This is a genomic window from Bradyrhizobium sp. CCBAU 11430, assembly GCF_028128855.1.
Classification (GTDB): Bacteria; Pseudomonadota; Alphaproteobacteria; order Rhizobiales; family Xanthobacteraceae; genus Bradyrhizobium; species Bradyrhizobium ottawaense.
Genome location: NZ_LBJV01000006.1, coordinates 93026 through 117555, shown reverse-complemented (window position 1 = coordinate 117555; position 24530 = coordinate 93026). Strand labels below are relative to the sequence as shown.

The window sequence follows — 24530 nt, the reverse complement described above, 5'->3', positions numbered from 1 at the left end:
TCTCCTCAACTCGGGTCGCCTTTATCGGCCGCGCGATCCGGCTTGTGGGTCAACCGCTTCACGGCGGTGACCGCCGCATGAGCAGCGACCGTTAGCCCGACCACCCCGGCAGCGGCCATGCCGATCTTGTCGGCGTTCTCCTCGATTCCGAACTGCTTAATGGTTGTGAGTCGGTCGTAAAACGAACCTTTGTCCCAGAAGCTGTCCTCGGAACAACCGAGGCAGCCGTGACCGGATTGAACGGGAAATGAGACGCCGCCGTTCCACCGAACGGCCGAACAGGCATTGTAGGTGGTTGGCCCCTTGCAACCCATCTTGTACAAGCAATAGCCCTTGCGGGCGTACGTATCGTCCCACTCTTCGACGAATTGGCCAGCGTCGAAATGGGAACGCCGATAGCACTTGTCGTGAATGCGCTCGGAGTAAAACATACTTGGACGTCCTAGGCGATCGAGCTCCGGAAGTTTTCCGAACGTGACTATGAAAGTCACGAGACCACTCATGATCTCTGCGATAGGAGGACACCCGGGCACCTTGATGATGGGCTTGTCGGTGATCACCTTATCGATCGCCGCCGCGCCAGTCGGATTGGGCTTGGCCGCTTGCACGCATCCCCAGGACGCACACGTGCCCCAAGCGATGATCGCCATGGCCCCTTCCGCCATCCACCTGAGCTTTTCAACGAACGGTTTGCCGCCATCAATGCAGAACATGCCCCCTTCCTTCAACGGCGGATTGCCTTCCACTGCGAGCACATAGCGGCCTTTGTACTTGGCACGGGTTTCTTCCAGGATGGCCTCAGCCTGATGTCCAGCCGCCGCCATGAGCGTATCGTCGTAGTCGAGCGAAATCATCGACAGCAGCGCGTCTTTAATCAAGGGATGGGCCGAGCGGATAAAGCTTTCCGAGCAACAGGTACACTCGAGCCCGTGCAACCAGATGACGGGCACACGCGGTTTGGTTTCCAGGGCGTGGGCAATACTGCTTGGGGTGAGCGAACCAAGCCCCAAGCTCGCGGCCGTCACACTACAGAATTTATGGAAACTACGACGCGTGATACCCTGACGTCTGATCACGCTGTAGAACGTTTCCGTTGCATCATCCATGAAACCTTCCAAGTGAGTAGCCGTGGCCGTTACGAATTGCTGATGGTTCAGCAAGAACCAGGCCAGCGAAGCGAAAGACTTAGGACATCAATCGATCGCTGAGATTTTCGAAATTGTGAACCCAGCCACCCACCAGTAGCTTTGCCATGGATCTGTCATGCTAATGGTGTTCAGTTTCGAAGATGTGAGCACATCAACAAATCAGTACGATGGCTCACCTCTGCACGCAGACTATCCTACAATCGCTACGCTCATCAGTCCGATTGTCGAATAGAATTGGTGCAGTTGACGGGCACTGCACTGCCTTCCCCCAATCAGGCTTGCCGATTGCTGACCAACGAGGCGTTCAAGCTCTGATGCTCGCGACTGCACAGGCAGCCCGTCCAAAAGCGGCCGTCGAGCGAGGAAGAGAGGCGGCAATGGACCGAGCTGCGATGCGCCCCGCTGACGTTGCTTTACAGTCTGGATCGACTCGATCTGACTTTGGTAATAGCGGCAGGTCGCACGTGATCGCTACGGCGCTGTGGGCAAGAGACCGGACGTTTAAAGTTATCATCAAGAAGCCTTCATCACGCAAGCCCATCGTTGGCAAGGCGCGACGTCTGGGCGCATCGCGACACTCACCGGCTTGCAGGGGCTTCTTCGGAAGGCGATCGCGTCTTGACGCATCGGTACGATCCATCCGACACGGATAGATGGCAACGGCAAGACTCAGTCGAAATCCATGGGTACTAGCAACACTGCCTACCTACTACCCAAAACGGATCATCGAGCCTTTTGGCGGAGAGTCATCGGATTATGGCAGCATAGACGATAAACTGGACTTGTTCGCGGTAGTACTTCCGGATTTCCCCGGGCGCTGCCGTTCCGACCACCACGACCAGACGCTCTTTTGGGTCGCAGAAGAATTGTGTGCCGTAGGCGCCGGTCCAGGTGAACTCTCCTGGATTGCCCGGAACCGCCGAGAGCCCCCCGGTTAGCCGTACAGCCACTCCAAGCCCGAAGCCGAAGCCGGCACGATGCGGCTCGACATTGGCGACTTTATTCTTGATCTCTGGCCCAAGGTGGTTGGAGATCATGTGGCCCACCGTCCTCGGACCAAGAATTCGCTGCCCGTCCAGCTCCCCGCCATTGAGCAGCATTTGTCCAAAGCGCACGTAGTCACCCACTGTCGCAAATGCGCAGGCTCCGCCGCAGTCAAACTTCGTCTGGCTTTCGAGGAGTCCGATGTCTTGCGGCTTTCCCGTCAGGGGGTCCTCCGAAAATGGACGCGCGAGGCGGTCGCGTTGCCATTCCGACAAATGGAAAGTGGCATCTTGCATTTTGATGGGCTTCCATAGGTTCCGGGTGAGATAGTCGCCCAATCGGTGTTCGCTGACCTGTTCAATGACAGCACCCAGCACATCGGTCGAGAAGCCGTATTCGAATTCAGTCCCCGGTTGGTGCGCTAGCGGCAGCTTGGTAATCGCTTCAATGAAAGCCTGCTTATCGCCTCTTAGGGGCGGATCGGCGAAACCGGGATAGAGACGCACCACTTGGTCTGAGCTGCCGGGCGCACCATAGGTGAGTCCGGATGTGTGGCGATAAAGATCGTGGATGTAGATCGCAGAACTCTGTGTTCGGAATTCTAATGAGCCATCATGCTGTGGCACTGCCACCTTCATGTTTGCGAATTCCGGGTAGTAATCAGTAAGCTTGGCTTGTAGAGGTAGGCGACCTTGCTCCATGAGGATGAGCCCCGCAACGGCCACCATCGGTTTGGTCATAGAAGCAAGCGCGAAGATCGCATCGAGTCGCATCGGCCTTCCTTTTGCGGGGTCGAGTTGGCCGTACGCTTTGTAGTGAATCAACTTTCCGTCTCTTGCGATTGCAACCACCGCGCCTGGAACGCGTTTACTTGCGATCTCACGAGCGAAGAAGTCGTCTAGCTTGGCAATGCGCTGCTGAGAAACGCCTACCTCATCGGCCGCTGCTTCGGGCAGAGGCGCGGAGTGCACCGAATTGAGAGCGAATCCAGCAGCTGCCGTGGCGATAGCAAGCTTTTTCATTGTACCCTCGGACTGGGCCCAGTTTGCTAGACTGCTGCCCGGCATTATCGGAATGTCAGGCCGCAGCGCTAAGACGATTCGGTGCCCCTCCTGGCACAGTGTCTGTCGATGAGCGCCAAAGTGAAGATTGTCGCCAAGGCGAACATCACCATACCACCGGCGACCACACCTGCCTCACGCCAGCGCGACGCCTGGACGAAGTCTACGACGTAGGCCGACAACACCTTGGTGCGTCCAGGAATATTGCCGCCGATCATCATCACGACGCCGAATGTGCCGATCGTATGAGAAAAGCCAACCACGGCGGCTTTAATGAATTCCAGTCGCGCCAGTGGCGCGGTGACGGCAATGAAGGCGTAGAACGGCGGAACGCGCCCGTTCGTTTCCAAGGGGAGATCGCCTATCGCAACAAAGGCGCTACGGATCGGCTGCACGACCAACGGCAGCGCCGAGAGGACCGATCCGACGACGATTCCGGCGAAGGTAAAGGCTAGCGTACGCTCGCCCCAGAAAGAGGCGAGAACGCCACCCGGTCCGTGGGGGCCGAGCAAAACGAGGACGCAAAAGCCGAGAGCCGTTGGCGGCAGCACCAGCGGCAGGACGATCATCGTGGCCACCGCCTCGCTCGCAAAGGTCTTTGAGCGCGCTAGCCACCAAGCGAGGGGCACACTAATCAAGAGAAGGATCACGGTCGTCACACTGGCGAGCTCAATCGTGAGCGCAAGGGATTGCGAAATCTCTGCCCAAACCACTTCCATCTGCGTCAGCCCGCCAGAGAGTGTGGGCCGACGTATCCTGACAGTGATAGCCTGCACGTGCGGCTCACACGGGGAGGTGGCGCGAATGGCCAATTGGTCGCGCGGCGGCTCGCGGCGGCCGCCAAATTCACGCGCTTCCTTTGTGCGAGCAAGAGCAGCATCGCAAGCCTCATCGACAACTCCTGTGGCAGGTCCGCTTCGGTCCATATGACCGGGCAACTTCTCATTTGTCGTCAGCAATTCCTGTGCCGGGTGCGAACAGTGGCAGCTCCATGCTCAATGCGAGAGACAGTCGAGTGGAAGGCGACGTCACTTTGGAGTGGACCTAACACTCTGTCAGGTTTTCGGCATCATTGTTCCCGAGCAAACAGCGACGGCCCCGCAACGAAGCGTTCGACTTTGCCGGCCGAAGAGGATCCTATGTGGTTGGTCGACGGCTCGCCGCGGCGGTAGTGCAGCGGGCGGAAGCAAGCTCGCCGTTTGGCCGCAACACGAACGGTTAGCCGAGAACTCGTTGTAACGCTGCCTCTGCGAGGTCGCAAAGGCCCGAGGAGCCGCGAGCGAAGGCCGCCTCGTGGTCGACATAGCCAATGCATCGTAAGCAAAGGCCTGGAGACAAACGCCCCCCCGTGCACAGCGAGCTTTGTCGCTAGCCACAACGCAGTTCATCCATCAAAGGCTTTTCAGAACAATCTGTTCCCAAGCGGCGCTTCCATCCGACAAATGCGTGCGATCCAAACTATCGATTTTACCGATGCCGCGTGTTGTTGCATCGATCTCAGCAGTGTGTGCATATCGATCACGCTAACGCTCCCAGGCGAGACGTAACTCCGCCAAGGCGGCGCTACGCTGCAATTATTTTGTTCGATCTTACGCATGCGGTCCGCGCTCGACTGAGCCGATGCGCCCGGGGCAGACGACTTGTCCACGACTGATCAATCGGCCGGAGTTTAGGCATCTGGTGCATATCTTGCTTAAGGAGAATGGACAACGTAACTAAGCGCCTGCCTTTGGAAGGACGCGCCGGCTCCCGGAACCGTCTTCAATCGGACACGGCTAAAATGATGAGTCTCGTATGACGCTGCCGCCTCTGAAGGGCGCGGCGGCTCGCATTCGAGTATATTCGGGAAGGAAGCGTCATGACCACCATGGCAACTGCGGCGCCCGCACGCGCGTCGCAAGTTTGGTATAAGATACTCTACGTCCAAGTGCTGATCGCGATCATTATTGGCGCCGTGGTCGGCTGCCTCTGGCCATCTCTAGCCACCAACGACTGGATTAAGGCTCTCGGTGACGGGTTCATCAAGCTTATCAAGATGGTGATCGCGCCGATTATTTTCTGCACCGTCACATCTGGTATTGCGCATATTCAGGATGCGAAGAAAGTCGGGTGCGTCGGCGTCAAGGCGCTGTTCTATTTCGAGATCGTGTCCAGCTTTGCCTTGCTGTTGGGCCTTGTTATGGGCAATCTCGTCCAAATCGGCCATGGCCTTACGGTCAAGCCGGATGCTGCGGCGGTCGCCAATTACGTCAAGCAAGCGGAAGCTTCGAAGTCCGTCGACTTTTTTCTCAACATCATTCCCGATAGCGTGATCGGCGCCTTCGCTCGCGGGGATGTTCTGCAGGTTCTCCTGTTCGCGATCCTTTTCGGCTTTTCTCTGATGGCGCTGGGAAAGCGTGGGGAGCGGCTGCGCGGCATGATTGACGACGTCGCGCAAGCCGTGTTCGGCGTGATCGCTATTGTAATGAAAGCGGCCCCGGTCGGCGCCTTCGGCGCCATGGCTTTCACGGTCGGCAAGTTCGGGCCGGCAGCGCTCGGTAATTTGATCGGTCTGATCGCGCTGTTTTACGCAACAGCCGCGCTGTTTGTTGTGGTGGTACTCGGCCTGATCGCGCGCCTCGTCGGCTTTTCAATTTTCAAGTTCCTTGTCTATATCAAAGACGAGATTCTGATCGTGCTCGGTACGTCGTCCTCCGAAAGCGCGCTGCCGCAATTGATGGAGAAGCTCGAGCGGCTGGGCTGCTCCAAGACGGTCGTCGGACTGGTGGTGCCAACTGGCTATTCCTTCAACCTCGACGGCACTAACATCTATATGACACTTGCAACATTGTTCATTGCCCAGGCACTCGGGGTCGATCTCTCCTTTAACCAGCAGCTCACGATCTTGCTCGTGGCAATGCTAACGTCGAAGGGAGCAAGCGGCGTCACCGGCGCGGGCTTCATCACCCTCGCTGCGACATTGTCGGTGGTAAACCCAGCGCTGGTGCCGGGCATGGCAATCGTGTTTTCGATCGACAAATTCATGAGCGAGGTTCGCGCCCTGACCAACATCATCGGCAATGGTATCGCGGCCGTGTTCGTATCCTGGTGGGAAGACGAGCTAGAGCACGGGACGCTGCAGGCTCGACTCAACCAGCCCACAGCTTCGACCACTATCGACCCTACAAGCACAATGAAGTAGGTCCCGGATCTTAACCGCCACCATCCGAACACGAATTGACTCGAATCGGCCAAGCCGACTTAAGGCGAGCTGGCACTTTCTCATGCGCTCTCCAGTGCACCGCTCTTGCGCCCGCGTCGCGGCCGGGCAGGTCCTCCTGAAAAGCACGCGATCAAAGAAATAGCGGCTTCTTCAGGGTGGATTTCGCTGGAATCCAGCGCGGCATGACACCGAACCGACGGTGCCGTGGGCGGCTCGCCGCAGTTCAGATGGAGGTATCCTTGACCGAGCAGCTAGGCGCGATGGCCCAATCGCACCGGTAGCACTCGCGCAACTTTTCGTTCCTGTCTCGGCACATGAAGGTTGTGCTTTCCTTCGCAGACTGTGCCGGGGGCGGCCGCTTGTTTCTGTTCTTTGCCGGTTCGGAGGCGCGCCTGATCGTTTAGCTTCAACCTCTCGGCTGAACTAGATCCTCGGTCCTCGGTCCGGGGGGCGTAAGCAGGGCGCATCGGGGCAGGCTCGAACGAATGCCGGGAGGGCTATCGGCAGGGGCGGAAAGTCAGAAATTTCAGCTTCGAGTGCTGCCCGTCAGCGGCACCTCTTCGAAAGTTTAGGACAACTATACGCATGTTTATAATGCGTTTTTTCCCCGCACGTGCTGAGTTCGGCAGCAGGTGATCAATCTCGGGCACGCTCGACCCAAGCGACGAGGATTGCCCCATTTTTGCCTAAAATGCTATAGCTCTCCCGCCGGAGACAGGCCGGACGGTCTCAAAATGTCTATCCAGATAAGCAGTCTTAAACGTTCAGCCCCTCAGTTGACCTTCGGCGGCATAACGCTAGCCGCTGTTACATTAAGTTGCGTATACCTCAATGCCCATTTCGCCGCGACGGCGTTCGCCTATTTGTTAGTAGTCTTGCTATTTTCATTGATGGGCAGCTTCATCGCGTCGTCCGCGCTTTGCATCATGGCAATCGCTGCTCTCGCATACTACTTTGCGCCGCCGGCGTTTAGCCTGCAAATCGACGACTCCCGCGATCTTCCAGTGGTTGTCGCATTCTTTCTTGTCTCCATTGTAGGAACGTACCTGATCGGAAAGCTCCGCCAGGAAAGAGAGGCTGCGCGTGTAGCTGCGGTCAAGCTTCAGCGCAGCGCGGCGGATTTGGAGGATCGTGAAAAACGGTGGCGAGCAATCTTCGAGCACAATCCGGCCATGTACTTCATGCTCGATAAAGCCGGCACTGTCCTTAACGTCAATACATTCGGCGCGACACAACTCGGCTATGCTCCTGCAGATCTGATCGGCCACTCCGTACTCGGCATATTTCTTGAGGAGGATCGCGCATTCGTTCACAACTGCATTCGGGCGTGCCTTGAGGATATTGGACAATCGCGCACGTGGGACGTCCAGAAAGTCAGGAAGGACGGCTCCGTGTTGTGGGTACGTGAAAACGCCAAAGCCATGCTTTGGGCGGACGACCGGCCCATTGTCCTTATCGCCTGCGAAGATGTCACGGAGCGAAAGCGGACCGAACTCGCCCTGCAGCGGAGCGAAGCACATTTGGCTCAAGCGCAGGAGTTGAGTCATACAGGCAGCTTCAGCTGGAACGCCACCACTGGCGAGGCATTCTGGTCAAAGGAAACATTTCGGATTTTCCAATTAGATCCTCAAACGATCCCCTCGCCGCAGCTTGTCGTTGATCGCACTCACCCAGATGATAGGGCTTCGGTTAAAGAAGTTATCGATAGAGCGATGCGAGACTTGAGCGGTTTCGAGCACGAGTATCGATTGCTGCTACCAGACGGCTCTGTGAAGCACATCCGTGCTAAGGCACGGCTCACGAGAAGCGCTTCTGGTGAAATCGAGTTTGTTGGGGCAGCTACCGATATTACGGCAGCGAGGAGGGCAGAACAGCAGTTGCGTCGCAGCGAGGCCTATCTGGCCGAGGCCCAGCATCTCACCCACACAGGGAGCTGGTCCTGGGACGTCCACGGGCTAGATTTCGTTTATCGGTCCGCGGAAGTTGACCGATTGTTCGGCTTTGACCCACAAGAGCCGGTATCGATAGAGACCATTCGCTCGCGCATCCATCCGGAAGACTTGCCACGGTTACAGGAGGTGCAGCGCCAGGCGAGAGAAAAGGAGCAGGAGCGGTTCGAATATGATTTCCGTATCCTTCTGCCAGATGGCAGGACAAGGCGCATACACTCGGTTGCGCATGTTGTCGCCGCTAGTGATGGTAAGGTCAGCGAGCTGATCGGAACACATATGGATGTCACCGATCAACACGCAGCTAGGGAACGCCTGGAAAACACGCTTGTCGCGCTGCGCGAAAGCGAACAGCGCTTTCGCGACTACGCCGAGACAGCTTCCGACTGGCTCTGGGAGACCGGTCCAGATCATCGGGTGACCCGCTTATCCGAGCACACCAGCACTGCAGGAATTTTGGCCACTGGATTGATGGACCTGCCTCGCTGGGAGATTGCGTGCGACGTCGAAGAGGAGCCCGAAAAGTGGCGGCAACATCGGGCGACGTTGCAGGCGCGTCAGCCGTTTCGGGATCTCGTCTACCGTACCGTGAATCGGATGGGATCTCCGATCTACGTCCGCACGAGTGGCAAGCCTTTCTTCGACGGAAACGGTAATTTTCTGGGCTACCGTGGCGTCAGCACTGACATCACAGCCATTATCCGCGCCGATCAGACCGAACAAGACCTGCGAAAGGCACAGGCGGAGCTTGCCCATGTGACGCGTGTAACGACGTTAGGAGAACTGACAACCTCCATCGCCCATGAGATAAACCAGCCACTCGCCGCCATTCTCACCAACGCCGATGCGTGCCTCGGATGGATGGCTCGCGAAACTCCTGATCTTGCCGAAGCGCGCTCTTCAGTGGAATGGATCATCGAAGACGCGATCCGGGCAAGCGAGGTGATCCGTAGCGTTCGCGCACTCGCGAAGAAAGGCGAGATTGAGATGGTGCCGCTCGACATTAATGATGTCGTCCGGGACGTCGTTGCGCTGGTAACACGAGAGCTGGTGAGCCACCGGGTGACGTTGCGAACCGAGTTAACGGCCGTTCTGCCTAGGATCCTCGGTGACCGAATTCAGCTACAACAGGTGATCATCAATCTGGTAATGAACGGAATCGAGGCGATGGACGCAATTACAGACCGGCCGCGCGAACTTCTGATTCAATCATCCAAGGACGATCTGGGGCGCGTGCAGCTTGCCGTGGCCGATTGCGGCGTCGGGATCGCTGAGAAGGACGCTGACCACGTGTTGGACCCCTTCTTCACCACCAAGTCGAGTGGCCTTGGAATGGGACTTTCGATCTGCCGATCTATCGTGGAAGCTCACGGAGGGCGGCTATCGCTTCTTCATAAAGATGAACCGGGCGCGACCTTTCAGTTTTTCTTGCCCGTGCATAAGGAGGCCCTCCAGTGACAGGACCGTTTGACTCGCTAGGTGAGCGTAGCAATGCCGAGGCCTCGACGAAGGCGATCGTCTTTGTCGTTGAGGATGACATCTCGGTGCGCCGCTCGCTTACTAACCTTTTCCGCCAGGTAGGATTGGAGGTCGTTGCGTTCGGATCGGCCCGGGAAATGCTGCAGAGCACAATTCCGGACGTCACAAGCTGTCTAGTTCTTGATGTCCGGCTGCCGGGCCTGAGCGGCCTTGACTACCAGACCGAGCTGGCCAGGTTGAACATACACATCCCGATCATTTTCATCACCGGTCATGGTGACATTCCCATGACCGTCAGGGCCATGAAGGGAGGTGCGGTCGATTTTCTCAGCAAGCCGTTCCGCGATCAGGAATTGCTCGATGCCGTGGTTGCGGCGACCGAACGCGATCGCAAGAGGCGGGAAACTCAGCGAACCGTCACGAACTTGCAGTCTCTATTTGGGACCTTAAGCCCGCGAGAGCAGGCGGTGATGAAACTGGTCACGGCCGGCCTGATGAACAAGCAGGTAGCCGCCGAACTTGGGCTTGCCGAAATCACCGTCAAGATCTACCGGGGTCACGTCATGAAAAAGATGCGTGCCCGGTCGCTGGCCGAGCTGATCAGAATGAGCGAGACGCTGGGACTTCGTGCAAATCATCCTGAACAAACGCAAGTATGATTTTACAGTTTCATCTCTCCAGCCCATTTTCGCCGAAGGTGGCTAACACTTTGGCAGCCACTGTTCCTGCGTCAGGAGAGCTCATCTTGCCCACGCCTTTGATTTCCGTCGTTGACGACGACGCCTCAGTCCGTGCGGCGACAGGGAACCTCTTGAAATCGCGTGGCTACGTCGTTCAGATATTTGCGTCGGCCGAGGCGCTCCTGCGGTCCCCGCAGTTGAACGAGATATCCTGTGTCATTACCGATGTGCAGATGTCGGCCATGAGCGGGCTGGAGCTGCTGGCGCAAATGCGGACGCGTGGCTACGAAGCACCATTCATTTTCATTACAGCGTTCCCCAGCGAGCGTGTGCGCACGTCAGCCCTGGAGGCGGGCGCAATTGGCTTCCTCGCCAAACCATTTGGCGGACAAGAGTTACTTAAGTGCCTCGACAACGCACTGAAGGCATATAGCGCTCGAGGCGGTATCTGATTCCAACCTGCAGCTTGAGTTGATGTCCGATCTAAAAGCTCGTGGGCAACAATCAAGTCGGCTGGCAACGTTCTCAGTCCGAACCCCGGCTTACTCCAAATATGCTACGGCCAGCATTTTCTTGCGCCTCCAGGCTTTACCGATTTGGGCGGCTGCAGAACAGACTATTCTGCGAGAGACGCTGGCACTGGCTCATTCCACGCCTACGCTCATGGTAATAAAGAGCGGTCGTTGCGCCTAAGCGTTCTTAGCTCCATCTGGAGCGAGGTTATCTATTCCATTGCAGAGCGGAGTTGCCCGCGTGCGCCCGGCACGCACGAGATTGGCTATGCTCAGCCCTACCGCGGTGACGACGAGAATGGAGCTTCGCTTGTAGCCCCTCATGTCTTACGCACCGCTTCTCTGGTGAGAGTGTTCTGCACGATCCTCGTGCTCACCAGATCCTTACGTCCGTTGAGCGGGCCCGGGTTGTCCATTGGGCAGCCGCTTCGCTGTACATTGTTGCGACCGACTCTCGTCCGGCGTCCACGCCATTATTTCTTCGCAAGCTTCATCTGCAGAAGAGTTGTGGTTCGAGCCGTCCAACGTGCTCGGCGCCACCCGTCCCGCCCCCCGGTTGGCGGGGGGCAGAACAGGTCGTCGCCGCAGGCGGGCATTCTCAGCAATATGCTTGTTCAATAGGCCCCTAATTTCGCAGGCGCGAACAATCAGCAACTGCTCAGCCAAGGAGAATTGAGGAGAGAGCATTCTGAGCTAAGTAAGGTACTCTGGCTAACCGCCGCCCGCCGCACGGAAGTGCGGAGCAGGCTAGATCACCAGGGGCCTAATGCCCGGTGATTCCATGGTCACATGAAATCATCTTCATAATCGTATGTTGGAGCACTCGCTGGCATCTCGATTTTACGATCTTGGCTGTCGTCAGCTTTGCGAAGATACCGCGAAGCGGTGCCTTCTCGCTGCCACTTGCCCTCGCCATTCCTCACCCACTTGTCTGACCTCGCTGGGTCTAGGACCATGTTATCGGCGTCAACCTCGACGAACCCCATCTTTGCAGCACGGGCTCTTGCCTCCGGATTCGCCGGACGCAAATTTAGCAGTGGCCACTCACCGGCGATTCCAAGTTGATGCTCGAGCAGAATATCGCCAGCGTTCTCGACAAGCGGATGAACGACCTGAAGATCTACAGTAGCAGTCGTCCCAGATCGGCCGGGAAACAGCTCCTGCCAGTTTTCGACCTCGAAATTCGTCATGCTGTCGCCCCCTTCCATTCGTAAAAGGCCGACACTCTCGCTTCCTAGTTGATAGCTGAAGTATCGCGCGTTATCAGAATCTGAAGCTGTTCCATATTTCTGTGCAAGCTCTGCAGTTCGTGCCGCTTTCCGAGAGACGAAGTCCGAATATTCATGTGGGTTATCGGCGATTTTCCTGATTTCGTCGCTGTGATAGCCCTGTGCCGCCATTCTGAACGACCGCTTATCGAGCTCTACGATAGGCGGGCTTGAATCAAGCCAATAGGGCCGTGTTGTCGAAGACGAAGTGCCGCTGGAGTTTGACGGGGCTAAACGCAGCTGCCGAAACGCATCCGCGAAACTGTCTGCGTCGTTTTGCTCATCAGTCTCGTCAAGGGGAGAGGATGTGAAATAGGACGAGCCATTGATCCGATTATACATGCAATTGGTGCTCCGGTCGGGCATGAATTTCCACGTCTGGTTCAGGCTTGCTAGGCCCTGCGGCGCAGATAGGGACTCAGGCTTACGAAAATCTGACGTGATGCTGCCGGCCGCCCTCACGTTAGCTGACGCAGGGCCTGCTTCTAGTGGAACGTGGTGCGCTTGCGCATTGATTCACTAGGTTGAATGAGAAGCGAGCAGTGCGAGGATCCTCCTCCGTTGGAACGGTCGATCCCCGATTCACTGCCGATGCCAATTGGATCCTTTGCATCGATCGCGATACTGGGCAGAAGCGCATTGTAGAGCGCGCGCTTCATGACGGCTGCATCGCGACCCGTCCAATCCCAGCATACGGTTTGGAGCATCATCAGGCCAATCAAGGTGGAACTCTTGGCTCCTGTGGCGGATTGCAAATGGCTCCTGAACGGCTTCGCCAGCACCTTGCAGGCCGACAGGCACCCAAAGCCTCCTATAGGGTGGCCGATCCTACTACACTGAGGCGGGCTGACGTAGCATCGCTCGAGGTTGCGAGACCCACGGCAGCTACAGCGACTCCGGATTGGGAACTCGTCGAGATCCATGACCCACCAACCGAGGAAAGGAGCCGCAAGCCGAACGCGTCGGCGCCGAAACCTGACGCTTCGATAGCAACACTGCAGTCTCATTCCACAGTGACGGATTTCGCGAGATTGCGCGGCTGATCCACGTCCGCGCCACTTACGAGGCCGGTATGGTAAGCCAAGAGCTGGACCGGAATAGCATAGACCATCGGCGTAAAGCTTGCGACCATTGTTGGCAGAACGATGGTCACGAGCGTGTCCACCGTCGCTTCCGAAGCGCCCTTCGCATCGGTGATCAGGATGATCTTTCCGCCGCGAGCCGCCACTTCTTGCATGTTCGAAATGGTCTTCTCGAAAACGCCATCGTAAGGCGCGATCACCACCACAGGCATAGCCTCATCGACCAGTGCGATCGGCCCGTGCTTAAGCTCGCCGGCGGCGTAACCTTCTGAGTGGATATACGAAATTTCCTTCAGCTTGAGCGCGCCCTCCAACGCCAGCGGAGCCGATGTGCCACGACCGAGGTAGAGTGCCGCCCTCGCGCCGGCGATATAGCGCGCGAGCTTCTCAATTTGCGGCTCGACTAACAAGGCCGCAGCGACCAACCGCGGCACCTCGATGAGCTCTTGCACGAGCTTCGATTCATCGATTTCAGACAGCTTACCTCGCTCTCTCCCTGCTGCGATGGCAAGCACCGCCAGTACCGTCAGCTGGCAGATAAATGCCTTGGTGGAAGCGACGCCGATCTCCGGCCCAGCCAGCGTCGGCAGAACGGATTCGCTCTCGCGCGCAATCGTCGACGTCGGGACATTAACTACAGATATCGTATGCAGGCCCTGGCCCTTGGCGTATCGCAACGCAGCTAGTGTGTCGGCCGTCTCGCCCGATTGCGAGATGACGATCGCGAGATCGCCCCGGCGCAGAGGCGCCTCCCGATATCGAAACTCAGAGGCTACATCTATCTCCACAGACAAGCGCCCCAGCCGTTCGAACCAGTATTTGGCGATGTGCCCGGCGTAGCTTGCCGTGCCGCACGCAGTAATTGAAATGCGCTGAATGGAATTGAAGTCGAAGGGCAATGCGAGCGGCAGCGCTACCCGCTTGGCCGCCTCATCGAGATAATGCGCCAATGTCTGCGCGACCACTGTCGGCTGCTCGTGGATTTCTTTAGCCATGAAGTGGCGATAATTAGCCTTTTCCGCAAGGAGAGACGACACAGCAAACTTTGATGTTTCCCGTCGGACGACACAGCCGTCTGCACCATAGATCGCGCACGTCGCGCGCGTAAGCACGGCCCAGTCACCGTCCTCAAGATAGGTAATGGTATTGGTCAGAGGCGCGAGCGCAATCGCATCAGATCCTAGATACACTTCGCCGTTACCATGTCCGATCGCAAGAGGCGACCCCTTGCACGCACCGATTAAAAGATCGTCGTGGTCCTTGAAAAGGAATGCCAACGCGAAGGCACCGCGCAAGCGCGGCAACGACGCCTGCACCGCATCCTGCGGTGAGTAGCCGTTTTTGAGGTAGAACTCGACGAGATGCACCACAACCTCGGTGTCCGTCTCTGAGTAAAACTTGGCTCCATTTCGTTCCAGCTCAGCTCGGAGCTCGCGGAAATTCTCAATGATCCCATTATGAACGACCGCGACATTTTCCGTCGCATGCGGATGAGCATTGCTCTCGGTCGGCTTTCCATGAGTCGCCCAGCGGGTGTGACCGATGCCGCTTTGACCTACAGGGGCACTATAGCGCAACTGCTCCTCAAGGTTTCTCAGCTTACCTTGAGCGCGGCGGCGCTCGATACGGAGACCTTCGAGAGTCGCGAGACCCGCTGAGTCGTAGCCACGATATTCCAGTCGCCTGAGCGACGCGACCAGCTTCTCAACGACCGGACCACGTCCCAAAATGCCAATAATTCCACACATATCAATCCATGCAGCCCAACTTCGAGGAGTCTGGCGTCCGCGCTATAGGAGCCCGTGATAGAGCTCGCTTGCCCGACAACAACGGGGTTCAAGTTCGAATCTTCCGCGGGCGCCTTTATCGCATCTGAATTCGCCCGCGTGATTTAGATCTTTTTCCAGCCATCGGCTTCATTTCTTCCTTTAGCTAGCTATTCGAATAGACGCTGCGATGGTGTCGCCAACGCCGTGACCGCCTCGACGAGAGCCGAACGTGCAGTTGCGCCTGCGCGCCGACATCCAGCTCGGCACAAAGAGACTCACCGGAACTAATGAGCCATCTCGCGCCCCCCTTCTAAGTTTCCAAAACAATGAGCAGCGATACCGCCCCCGCGATGAAGTTGATGCGCAACAACTGAGTCTATGCGTCTCAGGATCGGGTCGAGAGAGCGGTCACGTTTGGTCTCGGCTTCCCTCCGGCTCAGACAGAAAAAGAACGCTGCCCACATCCTCTACGTGGTCTGCTGGTGATATACCTGCGCGGCGGCTCTAGCTTGAATTGTCTAGTTCTCCTCAGAACGAATTTCCGGCGCGGGCTCAAGACACTTGTCATACTCGGACTGAGGCAACTTACGTTCAGTCAAGATTAGAGGATCGGCGTCGAAGCTCCATTGTACTAACGTAAACTTTCGATATCGAAATGTTCGACGGTCTATACCAACGTTTGCCAGTCCTTCTCATTTGTTTTACGTCGGCTGTGCATCGCCTGCTGCAAACCAGCTACTTGGGACCGGCGGGGACTATAGTTGTTATGCCGACCGTTAAGACTGAGTCTCCTATTTGGAAGCCGCAACCCGCAGCTCCTCCGCCTCCCTGAGAGCGCGCGGATGCATACATGCGCGTGAGAAGATAAGGCTCACAGATGGACGACATCTGTCTCATTTGGAAATATAGCCAGCCGGAAAGCGCCCCGAGCGGGCGCACCGGCGCTTACAATTCATCTCACCTGCTTAGGATCATCACCGTTGCGACGTCGCCTGAGTTTCATCCCCTTAAGATCAATGTGTTGGCAGGTCCACCTATAAATCAACGTATATGGTGTTGTATTCCTTCATGAGGTGTATGACAGGGGCTAACGATCGCGCTCCTTTAGTGAGATTGGCGCGCGCGTGCCCATCTAGATTTTCGGGAAGCGACTACGCAATGGCTTTTCATAGCGAACTCTTTTGGCGCAAGTAAACGAGACATCATGGTGGCTCACAATTCAAACCGGCGCGTCGCGATGATTACTGGTGTCACCGGGCAAGATGGCGCATATCTCGCCCAGCATTTGATCGGTCTCGGTTACACCGTGCATGGGGTCAAGCGCCGGTCGTCTTCCTTCAACACCGCGCGCGTCGATCATCTTTACAAGGACCCGCATGCCGCCGATGTGCCGTTCTTAATGCACTATGGAGACATGACCGATTCGTCCAACCTGATCCGGCTTGTGCAGCAGATTCGGCCGACCGAAATCTACAATCTCGCCGCACAGAGCCACGTCCAGGTCAGTTTCGAGAGCCCGGAATACACCGCCAATGCCGACGCGATCGGTGTGCTGCGCCTGTTGGAAGCTATCCGCATTCTCGGCATGGAAAAGGAGACGCGCTTCTACCAAGCCTCGACCTCCGAGCTTTACGGCCTCGCGCAAGAGGTGCCACAGACGGAAACCACGCCATTTTATCCGCGTTCGCCCTATGGCGTCGCCAAGCTCTATGGCTACTGGATTACGGTGAACTACCGTGAGGCCTACGGTATGTTCGCGAGCAACGGCATCCTGTTCAATCATGAGAGTCCTACCCGCGGCGAGACTTTCGTCACTCGAAAAATCACCCGCGCCGTCGCCAGCATCGAGGTCGGCCTCGAGGACAAGCTCTATCTCGGAAATCTCGACGCCAAGCGCGACTGGGGCCATGCCCGCGACTACGTCGAAGGCATGCACAGGATCCTGCAGGTGGACGAGCCCGGCGACTTCGTGCTTGCGACCGGCCAGACGCGGTCTGTCCGCGAGTTCGTCGAGCTGGCGTTTGCCGAGGTCGGGCGCAGCATCGTATGGCGTGGCAAGGGCGTCGAGGAGGTCGGCGTTGATAAGGCTTCTGGCAAGACCCTGGTACAGGTCGATCCCACCTATTTCCGTCCAACCGAAGTCGATCTCCTGATCGGGAACGCCAGCAAGGCGCGCGCAAAACTCGGCTGGGCGCCGAAAACGTCGTTCTCGCAAATGGTGAAGGAAATGGTCGCCAGCGATCTCGTCCAAGCCAGACAGGACGCAGCAAATGGCAATCGCGGCGTTTGAGCTGAAAGGCAAGACCGTTTTCGTCGGCGGCGATCGCGGCATGGTCGGCGCGGCGCTGGTGCGCCGACTGGCACGCGAGCAGGTCGATCTCTTGACGGTGTCACGAAGCGAGGTTGACCTGCGTGACCAAGCCGCGGTGACTGCCTGGTTTGCAGCGAAGAGGCCGCAGGCCGTGTTCCTCGCCGCAGCCAAGGTCGGCGGTATAGTCGCCAACAACACCCTGCGCGCCGAGTTTCTCCACGACAACCTCGCAATATCGAGCAACGTGATCCAGGCGGCCCATGCCAACAGATGCGAGAAGCTGATGTTCTTCGGCTCCTCCTGCATCTATCCACGCCTGGCGCCGCAGCCGCTGCGAGAGGACTCGATGCTGACCGGCCCGCTGGAGCCGACCAACGAGCCCTATGCAATCGCCAAGATCGCGGGCATCAAGATGGCCGAGGCGTATCGCAGCCAGTACGGCGCCGATTTCATTAGCGTGATGCCGACCAATCTATACGGGCCTGGCGACAATTATCACCCCGAATACAGCCACGTCATGGCCGCGCTGATCCGCCGCTTCCACGAGGCCAAGATTGCGGGCGGAAGCAACGTCGTGGTGTGGGGTACCGGCAAGCCGCGCCGCGAATTTCTCTACGTCGACGATCTCGCCGACGCCTGCATCCATTTGATGAAGACCTACTCCTCGCCAGAACCGGTCAATATCGGCACCGGCGAGGACATCAGCATCGCCGAGTTATCACTCATGGTTGCGGCCGCCGTCGGCTTTCGCGGTGAGATCAGCTTCGACACGTCGCGCCCCGACGGAACGCCGCGCAAGCTGCTCGACGTCAGTCGGTTATCCGGGCTCGGCTGGCGCGCCACCACCTCGCTCAACGAGGGCATTCAGCTGGCATACCGGGCGTTTCGTATTGAGAGCGATCGACGGCACAAGAGTGATCGGCTTGTTCTCGAGAAGGAAGCCTGCATCACGGATTAGAGCAATCCCACCAACGATCCGAATGGCGGGCCGAGCCATTCACGATGATTGGTAAATCCACCGTTTTATCAAGAGAGCACCAACTGTCTTTTGCCCCCTCCGGCGGGTCGAGCTTGGTTCCGATGCCGTGAATATCCGGCGCCGCTTCGCCTAGCAGCCACCAGCGGACCACCGAAGTATTCTTCTCCGAGGAGATGAGGCGCCCAGCTCGGCGCCAAGTGCGCGAAGTCTCGACGTCCCAGTAACTTGAAGCGGTCCTAGGCTCCTTCGCGCGCACCACGGAGCAAACCCACATCTATTTGATGGTCATTACCTAGCCATCTCGGCATCAGCAGCGCCGGTGAAGTCGAGCTCGGCTAGGTTCGCGCGGTCGGCGCTCGCGTCGTCACGGTGATCGGACGCGATCGCCACGTAGAGGGCTGGGAGAACGAACAGCGTGATCAGAGTGCCGACAGACATGCCGGCGGCGAGGACGAGCCCGATCGAGAAGCGGCTCGCCGCTCCAGCTCCCGTTGCAGTCAACAAGGGGATGAAGCCCGTGACCATCGCCGCCGTGGTCATCAATATTGGGCGCAATCGGACGCGCGCCGCCATCTCTATAGCCGAGCGACGGTCAAATCTCTCCTTGAGCTGCAGCTCATTGGCGAACTCAACCATCAGGATGCCGTGCTTAGAAATCAACCCGACAAGTGTCAACAGTCCAACCTGGGTGTAGATGTTCATGGTCGCCCAGCCAAAGAACGGCGGAATCAACGCGCCGACAATTGCCATCGGCACGCTGATCATAATGATGAGCGGGTCGCGCAGACTTTCGAACTGAGCCGAAAGCACCAAGAATATGATGATGAGTGCAAATGCAAATGTAATGGCCAGTTGATTACCCTCTTGCACATACTGGCGCGCGTCGGCCAGGAAGTCGTGGCTGAAGCCTGCGGGTAGTTTCTTCGCCTCGGCTTCCAGGAAATCCACAGCCTGTTCGATCGTGACGCCAGGCATCGGCACTGCCTGAAAAGTCGCGCAATTGAGCTGGTTGTAGTGGGTGAGCGCGTTCGGATCGGTGGCGGTCTCGATGGAGACTACGGTAGACAGTGGAAGCATTGAGCCTGTCGCGTTCTTTACGTAATAGCTCCCGATTGCTTGCGGCACCAGACGTTCCCCTCGGGGAACCTGCGGGATCACCTGGTATGAGCGGCCCTGCAAATTGAAGCGGTTCACATAGTTTCCCCCCAGTAATGTGGCAAGCGCATTCCCGATGGTCTGCATGGTTATGCCAAGCTCGTTAGCCTTGGATCGATCGACCTTGATTCGTACCACCGGCTGGTTGAACTCCAGGTCGGAGTCGCTCACCATGAACAGGCCGCTCTTACGCGCCGCATCCTTCAGCTTTGACATCTGCTCATAGATGGATTGGAAGCCAAGGGTCGAATTGATCACCATCTGCACTGGTAGCCCGTCCGAACCGCCCGGAAGCGGAGGCAAGCTAAAGGCAAACGCGTTGATGCCTTCGATTTTTGACAGCTCGGCCTGGACGAGGGACTTTAGTACAATCGATGATCGCTTGCGCTCGTCCCAGGGCTTGAGCAGCATGCCCGCGAGGCCACTCTGCTGGCCGCTAACGCCATTGAGCACGAAGCTCAAGTCAGTCTCTGGAAATTTCTGGAACGCGTTTTCGAGCTTGGTGCCGTAATAGTCGAGGTAGTCGATGTTGGCGTATTTCGGCGCCTTCGTTAAAGCGAATACGATCCCTTGATCCTCCTCGGGGGCGAGTTCTTTGGAAGTGTGCATATAGAGAAAGCCGACGAGGCCAAGCATGGTAAGTGCAAACAGGCCCGTAACCGGTCGATAGTCAAGCGAGCGGTCGAGCTTGCGGCCGTACCACTGTGTCATGGCGCCGAACCCACGGTTCACAAATCGTGCAAACCGTCCCCCCTCGTCGCGCTTCAGCAGGAGCGAGCACATCATCGGCGATAGTGTCAAAGCGATCACGCCCGAGACGATCACCGCTCCCGCTAGCGTAAACGCGAACTCGCGGAATAGCGCACCGGTGAGGCCGCCTAGAAATCCGATTGGGGAATACACCGCAGCCAAAGTAATCGTCATCGAGACAATGGGGCCGACGATCTCGCGCGCTCCCGCTGTGGCAGCCTTTCGCGGCGTTGCACCTTCTTCTAAATGACGGTGAATGTTCTCCACCACCACTATCGCGTCGTCGACTACGAGACCGATAGCGAGTACCATTGCAAGGAGGGTCAAGAGATTGAATGAAAACTCCAGCACGAGCATCATGCTGCAGACACCAACGAGCGACAACGGAATAGTGACAACCGGAATGATGACCGAGCGCAGCGAGGCCAGGAACAGGAAGATCACGACCACAACGACCACGACGGCCTCAATGAGCGTCTTTTCAACTTCATCGATCGATGATTGAATAAATTTGGTGGAGTCGTAGGCTACTTTCATCCTCAATGACGGCGGCAGGTTACGCTCGATTTCTGGAAACAGCCCTCGAACGCCTCGCGCTATGTTTAGAGGATTTCCTTGCGGGCTCGCCTGCACGCCGACAAAGACCGCGTGCTCGCCATTCATCGCGACACTAACGTCAGCAGTCTGCGCGGCAAGCTCCACTACCGCAATGTCCTCCACGCGCACAAAGCCACCGTCATTGGCCTTCACGATCATGCGCTTGAAATCTTCGACACTCCGCAGATCCGTGTTTGCCGTGACATCGAAGATAGTGAAATAGCCCTTGGTCTGACCCGCCGCGGCCTGGAAGTTGTTAGCGGCGATTGCAGCCGAAACCTCAGCCGGCGACACGCCGTACCCAGCCATTTTCGCACTATCGAGCCATAGCCGCATCGCAAAATTCTGGCCGCCCAGAATGTCTGCCGCTGCAACGCCGTCGACCGTTGAGATAACCGGTTGCACAACGCGTGAGAGATAGTCGGAGATCGCACTTGCCGCCAGTTCCTCGCTGGAGAAGGCGATGTACATGACAGCAGTCTTCTGACCCGTCGACTTCGTAACAACTGGATCGCTTGATTCCTTTGGGATCAGGTATTTGACTGAGTTGACCTTGGAGAGCACCTCCGTGAGCGCTTCGTTGGGATCAAAATTGAGCTTTATGTAGACTTTGATGGTCGAAGTACCAAGCACAGACGAGGAACTAATGTAGTCAACCCCCTCGGCGGACGCGACAGCCTGCTCCAGGGGAGAGGTGATGAACCCCTGGATCATGTCGGCAGAAGCCCCAGGATAGGACGTCGTGATATTGACGACCGTATTAGATAGCTTGGGATATTGCCGGATCGGCAGTACGGTGGCCGCGCGCAAGCCGATCAGCAAAATCAAGGAACTGACGACGATAGACAATACCGGACGTTTGATGAAAAGCTCGGTAAATGCCATATCGACTCATGTATCAAGGGTGGGATGCAGATTCGCCGCAACTTATAAAGCGGCAATGATCACCAATGCTGCGGCTGTGCTAGCCCCCGGTACGAGGGACGCGCTATTGGCTACTCTAAGAGCTCACGTGCTCGCGGGTGCGGACGCACTATCCTTCGCTTCCATGTTCGTCGCTCGAGTGAATGTTATTCCGCTGCTCTGATGGCTAAATCCCCATCTCGATGATCGGCGCCTGCTATAAAGCCCCTGTCTTCTCCGCCGGAGGTCCTGACTCCAGATGTTCGTCGTAACGACTGATTGGAGCTTAACGAATTATAGCAAGGCAGCAGCTCAGGTTTCGCACTGACCCGCAGACCAATGATTGAGGTTCGACGTCGAAAGTACACGCGACGTGACGGGTGCTCAACTCTACAAAGGTAAATGGGTGATATAGCCTGAGCTATAGAGCACTATACGAAGGTTTGTCGAATTGATCGCTGATCGCCGTAGAGCAAATCTGGTGATGTTGCCAGACACAAAGTTTTAGGTCCCACAATATTCCATACGCACCGGCTACCTATCCTCGCTAACTCGCTAAACAAAGTCGCGTTGGAGTTGGCCCTTCGCTGCCAGCTCGACGCGCCTTTCGGAGGTGCTTTGAGCATTTCTTGCCACTCAATATGCTGCGCGCGGTTTAGCTACGCATTTCGCTACCGAGTTGGCAACCCAGTAAGACGTTGTCGATCAGACGCGTTGAGCCAACGTAGGCTGCCGCACAAAGCGCCGCGGGGCGCCGCAGTGGACTATCGGCGGTTTTGAGCGTGTCACCGTCGACAAGTTCAAGATACTGCAATCTGTCAACTGCCTCTAAATGCCCCTTGGCGACCGCAATCAGCTTTTCTACGTTGCGCTCTCCCGAGCGAAATTCGTCGAGCGCGGCGGATAGTCCCCGGTTGATCGCAAGGGCCCGCTGACGCTCTTCTTTGCTGAGATAGCGGTTGCGGCTGCTCATTGCGAGCCCATCGCGTTCGCGAACGGTTGGTACAGTGACCATCTCGATCGGGAGATTGAGATCAATCACCATGCGACGCACGACTGCGCATTGCTGAAAATCCTTCTGCCCAAAAAATACGACATCGGGCTGCACCATGTTGAACAACTTGCATACGACGGTCGCCACACCGCGAAAATGCCCAGGCCTGAAGACTCCGCACAGAGGTTTGGCGAGGTCGCCCGGTTCAACGAAGGTTTCGAAATGGCTCCTATAAACTTCCTGTGTATCCGGCGCGAAGAGGATCGCAACACCGCCATCACGGCACAGTTCCTCATCACGTAGAAAGTCGCGCGGATAGCTGCTGAGATCCTCGTTTGGTCCGAACTGAGTGGGGTTGACGAAGATGCTGACGACCGTGACGTCGCATTGCGCCTGGCTCGCTGCGATCAGCGCCATGTGGCCATCGTGAAGATAGCCCATTGTCGGCACCAATCCGACCCGTCGATTGGCGCCGCGGGATTTAGCGAGAGTACGGCGAAGTTCAGCGACCGTCGTGATTGTTTGCATGTGGAGCTCTATATCAAGTTGGGTTGGACGGCGCCCAGGTGGCAATTGACTCTCCAACGTCTTCGGGAAGCCTGTAGGACTCTTGCGGTCCCGGGAATGCACCACCGCGGACATCCGCGGCCCAGCGCGAGAGCGCATCATGCAAATGCTGAAAGCCTTCTGCATAGGCGCGAACGAATTTGGGGCGATGACCTCCAGTGAGGCCCAGTACGTCGTGAAACACGAGCACCTGGCCTGAACAGTCCGGGCCGGCGCCGATCCCGATTGTCGGTATTGTCAAGGACTTGGTCGCTCGAGCAGCAAGCTCGGCCGGAATGCCCTCCAAGACCAAGGCGAAACAGCCGGCCTCCTGCAGAAGGTGAGCATCATCGAGCAAACGCAACGCTTCATCCGCTTTCCGACCCTGCACTTTGAAGCCGCCCATCACGTTGACGCTCTGAGGCATAAGACCGAGATGACCCATCACAGGAATGTCGCAATCGACGAGCGCCCGTACCATCTCGATTCTCTTGCCACCGCCCTCGAGTTTCACTGCAGCTGCGCCTCGCTGCAGGAATCCGCCAGCATTGCGTATCGTTTCCTCGACGCTGACGTGGAAGCTTAGAAACGGCATATCGGCGACGAGTAAAGCACGAGGCTTGCTACGTACCACGGCATCCAGATGATGGTTCATCATCGCAACGCTCACTGGAAGCGTATTTTCGAATCCAAGGCAAACGTTACCCACACTGTCACCGACAAGAATGATGTCGACGGACGGATCCGCGATACGCGCCGCAACCGCGTCGTAGGCAGTCGTCATGACGAGACGCCGACCGTCCTGCTTCCACCGCTGCAGCATGGGAATTGTGATGCGATCGGTCGGCTTCTCCGAAACGTGGCTCATTTGGACCTCAGTTCGATTTTGCAGGTGCGAATGTGGCAAAGCTTGAACTTCGGTTAACTCGTCAACGACTTCAAGTCATAGCTATCCACAGCGACGAAATGATCGAGTATGTCGGGTGATCAGCAGTCTAGTTGCTGCGAAACGCAGGTGAACTTCTTCGGCTTTAGCTTAACTGACTGCGTCCCGGAGTTCTTGTTGCGGATGTTTACGAACTCCTTGGTGGAGGGCCGCTGCGAGATAAGGGGGTGGATCGAGGGCTGATGGAACCGTGGTAATGAAGATTGCCTCCGTCT

15 protein-coding genes are annotated in these 24530 nt (G+C 57.2%); 6 read left to right on the top strand and 9 right to left on the bottom strand.

Annotated features, from left to right (window positions below):
* Positions 1 to 5: 5 nt before the first annotated feature.
* From XI04_RS04305 to XI04_RS04295, 3 genes are all read right to left on the bottom strand, one after another.
* A complete protein-coding gene (locus tag XI04_RS04305) occupies positions 6 to 1106 on the bottom strand; it encodes a hydrogenase small subunit (protein WP_172787762.1) in 1101 nt (366 codons plus the stop codon).
* Positions 1107 to 1894: 788 nt separating this feature from the next.
* Complete coding sequence (locus XI04_RS04300) at positions 1895 to 3154, bottom strand: serine hydrolase domain-containing protein (RefSeq protein ID WP_271596672.1); 1260 nt, start codon at positions 3152 to 3154, stop codon at positions 1895 to 1897.
* Between the two features lie 68 nt (positions 3155 to 3222).
* Positions 3223 to 3912, bottom strand: a complete 690-nt coding sequence (locus XI04_RS04295) for a molybdate ABC transporter permease subunit (RefSeq protein WP_172787781.1) — start codon at positions 3910 to 3912, stop codon at positions 3223 to 3225.
* A gap of 1139 nt (positions 3913 to 5051) precedes the next feature.
* Here XI04_RS04295 and dctA point away from each other — a divergent pair.
* From dctA to XI04_RS04275, 4 genes are all read left to right on the top strand, one after another.
* On the top strand, positions 5052 to 6374 hold the full coding sequence (dctA, locus tag XI04_RS04290) for a C4-dicarboxylate transporter DctA (protein WP_172787763.1): 1323 nt from the start codon (positions 5052 to 5054) through the stop codon (positions 6372 to 6374).
* A 755-nt stretch (positions 6375 to 7129) separates the two neighbouring features.
* On the top strand, positions 7130 to 9802 hold the full coding sequence (locus XI04_RS04285; RefSeq protein WP_271596673.1) for a PAS domain S-box protein: 2673 nt from the start codon (positions 7130 to 7132) through the stop codon (positions 9800 to 9802).
* Positions 9799 to 10482 (top strand): response regulator transcription factor, encoded by a 684-nt coding sequence (locus tag XI04_RS04280; RefSeq protein WP_271596674.1) that lies wholly within the window; start codon positions 9799 to 9801, stop codon positions 10480 to 10482. Before XI04_RS04285 ends, XI04_RS04280 begins: the two co-directional genes overlap by 4 nt.
* A gap of 86 nt (positions 10483 to 10568) precedes the next feature.
* Entirely contained in the window at positions 10569 to 10955 is a 387-nt protein-coding gene (locus XI04_RS04275) for a response regulator transcription factor (RefSeq protein ID WP_246708936.1), read from the top strand.
* 845 nt (positions 10956 to 11800) lie between these two features.
* Here the strand turns inward: XI04_RS04275 and XI04_RS04270 are convergent.
* The 3 genes from XI04_RS04270 to glmS form a co-directional block, all read right to left on the bottom strand.
* Positions 11801 to 12625 carry an Effector protein NopP gene (locus XI04_RS04270; RefSeq protein ID WP_271623508.1) on the bottom strand — a complete coding sequence of 275 codons (825 nt, stop codon included), beginning with the start codon at positions 12623 to 12625 and terminating at the stop codon, positions 11801 to 11803.
* Positions 12626 to 12768: 143 nt separating this feature from the next.
* On the bottom strand, positions 12769 to 13005 hold the full coding sequence (locus tag XI04_RS04265) for a hypothetical protein (RefSeq protein WP_271596675.1): 237 nt from the start codon (positions 13003 to 13005) through the stop codon (positions 12769 to 12771).
* A 281-nt stretch (positions 13006 to 13286) separates the two neighbouring features.
* On the bottom strand, positions 13287 to 15113 hold the full coding sequence (gene glmS / locus XI04_RS04260) for a glutamine--fructose-6-phosphate transaminase (isomerizing) (protein ID WP_271596676.1): 1827 nt from the start codon (positions 15111 to 15113) through the stop codon (positions 13287 to 13289).
* A gap of 1225 nt (positions 15114 to 16338) precedes the next feature.
* Between glmS and gmd the strand changes: the two genes are divergently transcribed.
* Together gmd and XI04_RS04250 are read left to right on the top strand one after the other, a co-directional pair.
* Positions 16339 to 17424, top strand: coding sequence for a GDP-mannose 4,6-dehydratase (gene gmd / locus XI04_RS04255; RefSeq protein WP_271596677.1), 1086 nt, complete (start codon positions 16339 to 16341; stop codon positions 17422 to 17424).
* Entirely contained in the window at positions 17405 to 18403 is a 999-nt protein-coding gene (locus tag XI04_RS04250) for a GDP-L-fucose synthase family protein (protein WP_271596678.1), read from the top strand. The genes gmd and XI04_RS04250 overlap by 20 nt, the downstream gene beginning before the upstream one ends.
* A gap of 309 nt (positions 18404 to 18712) precedes the next feature.
* Here XI04_RS04250 and XI04_RS04245 read toward each other — a convergent pair whose 3' ends face one another.
* The 3 genes from XI04_RS04245 to panB form a co-directional block, all read right to left on the bottom strand.
* Positions 18713 to 21811, bottom strand: a complete 3099-nt coding sequence (locus XI04_RS04245) for an efflux RND transporter permease subunit (RefSeq protein ID WP_271596679.1) — start codon at positions 21809 to 21811, stop codon at positions 18713 to 18715.
* A gap of 673 nt (positions 21812 to 22484) precedes the next feature.
* Positions 22485 to 23351 carry a pantoate--beta-alanine ligase gene (gene panC, locus XI04_RS04240; protein ID WP_271596680.1) on the bottom strand — a complete coding sequence of 289 codons (867 nt, stop codon included), beginning with the start codon at positions 23349 to 23351 and terminating at the stop codon, positions 22485 to 22487.
* A 13-nt stretch (positions 23352 to 23364) separates the two neighbouring features.
* Positions 23365 to 24237, bottom strand: a complete 873-nt coding sequence (gene panB / locus XI04_RS04235; RefSeq protein WP_271596681.1) for a 3-methyl-2-oxobutanoate hydroxymethyltransferase — start codon at positions 24235 to 24237, stop codon at positions 23365 to 23367.
* Positions 24238 to 24530 lie beyond the last annotated feature (293 nt).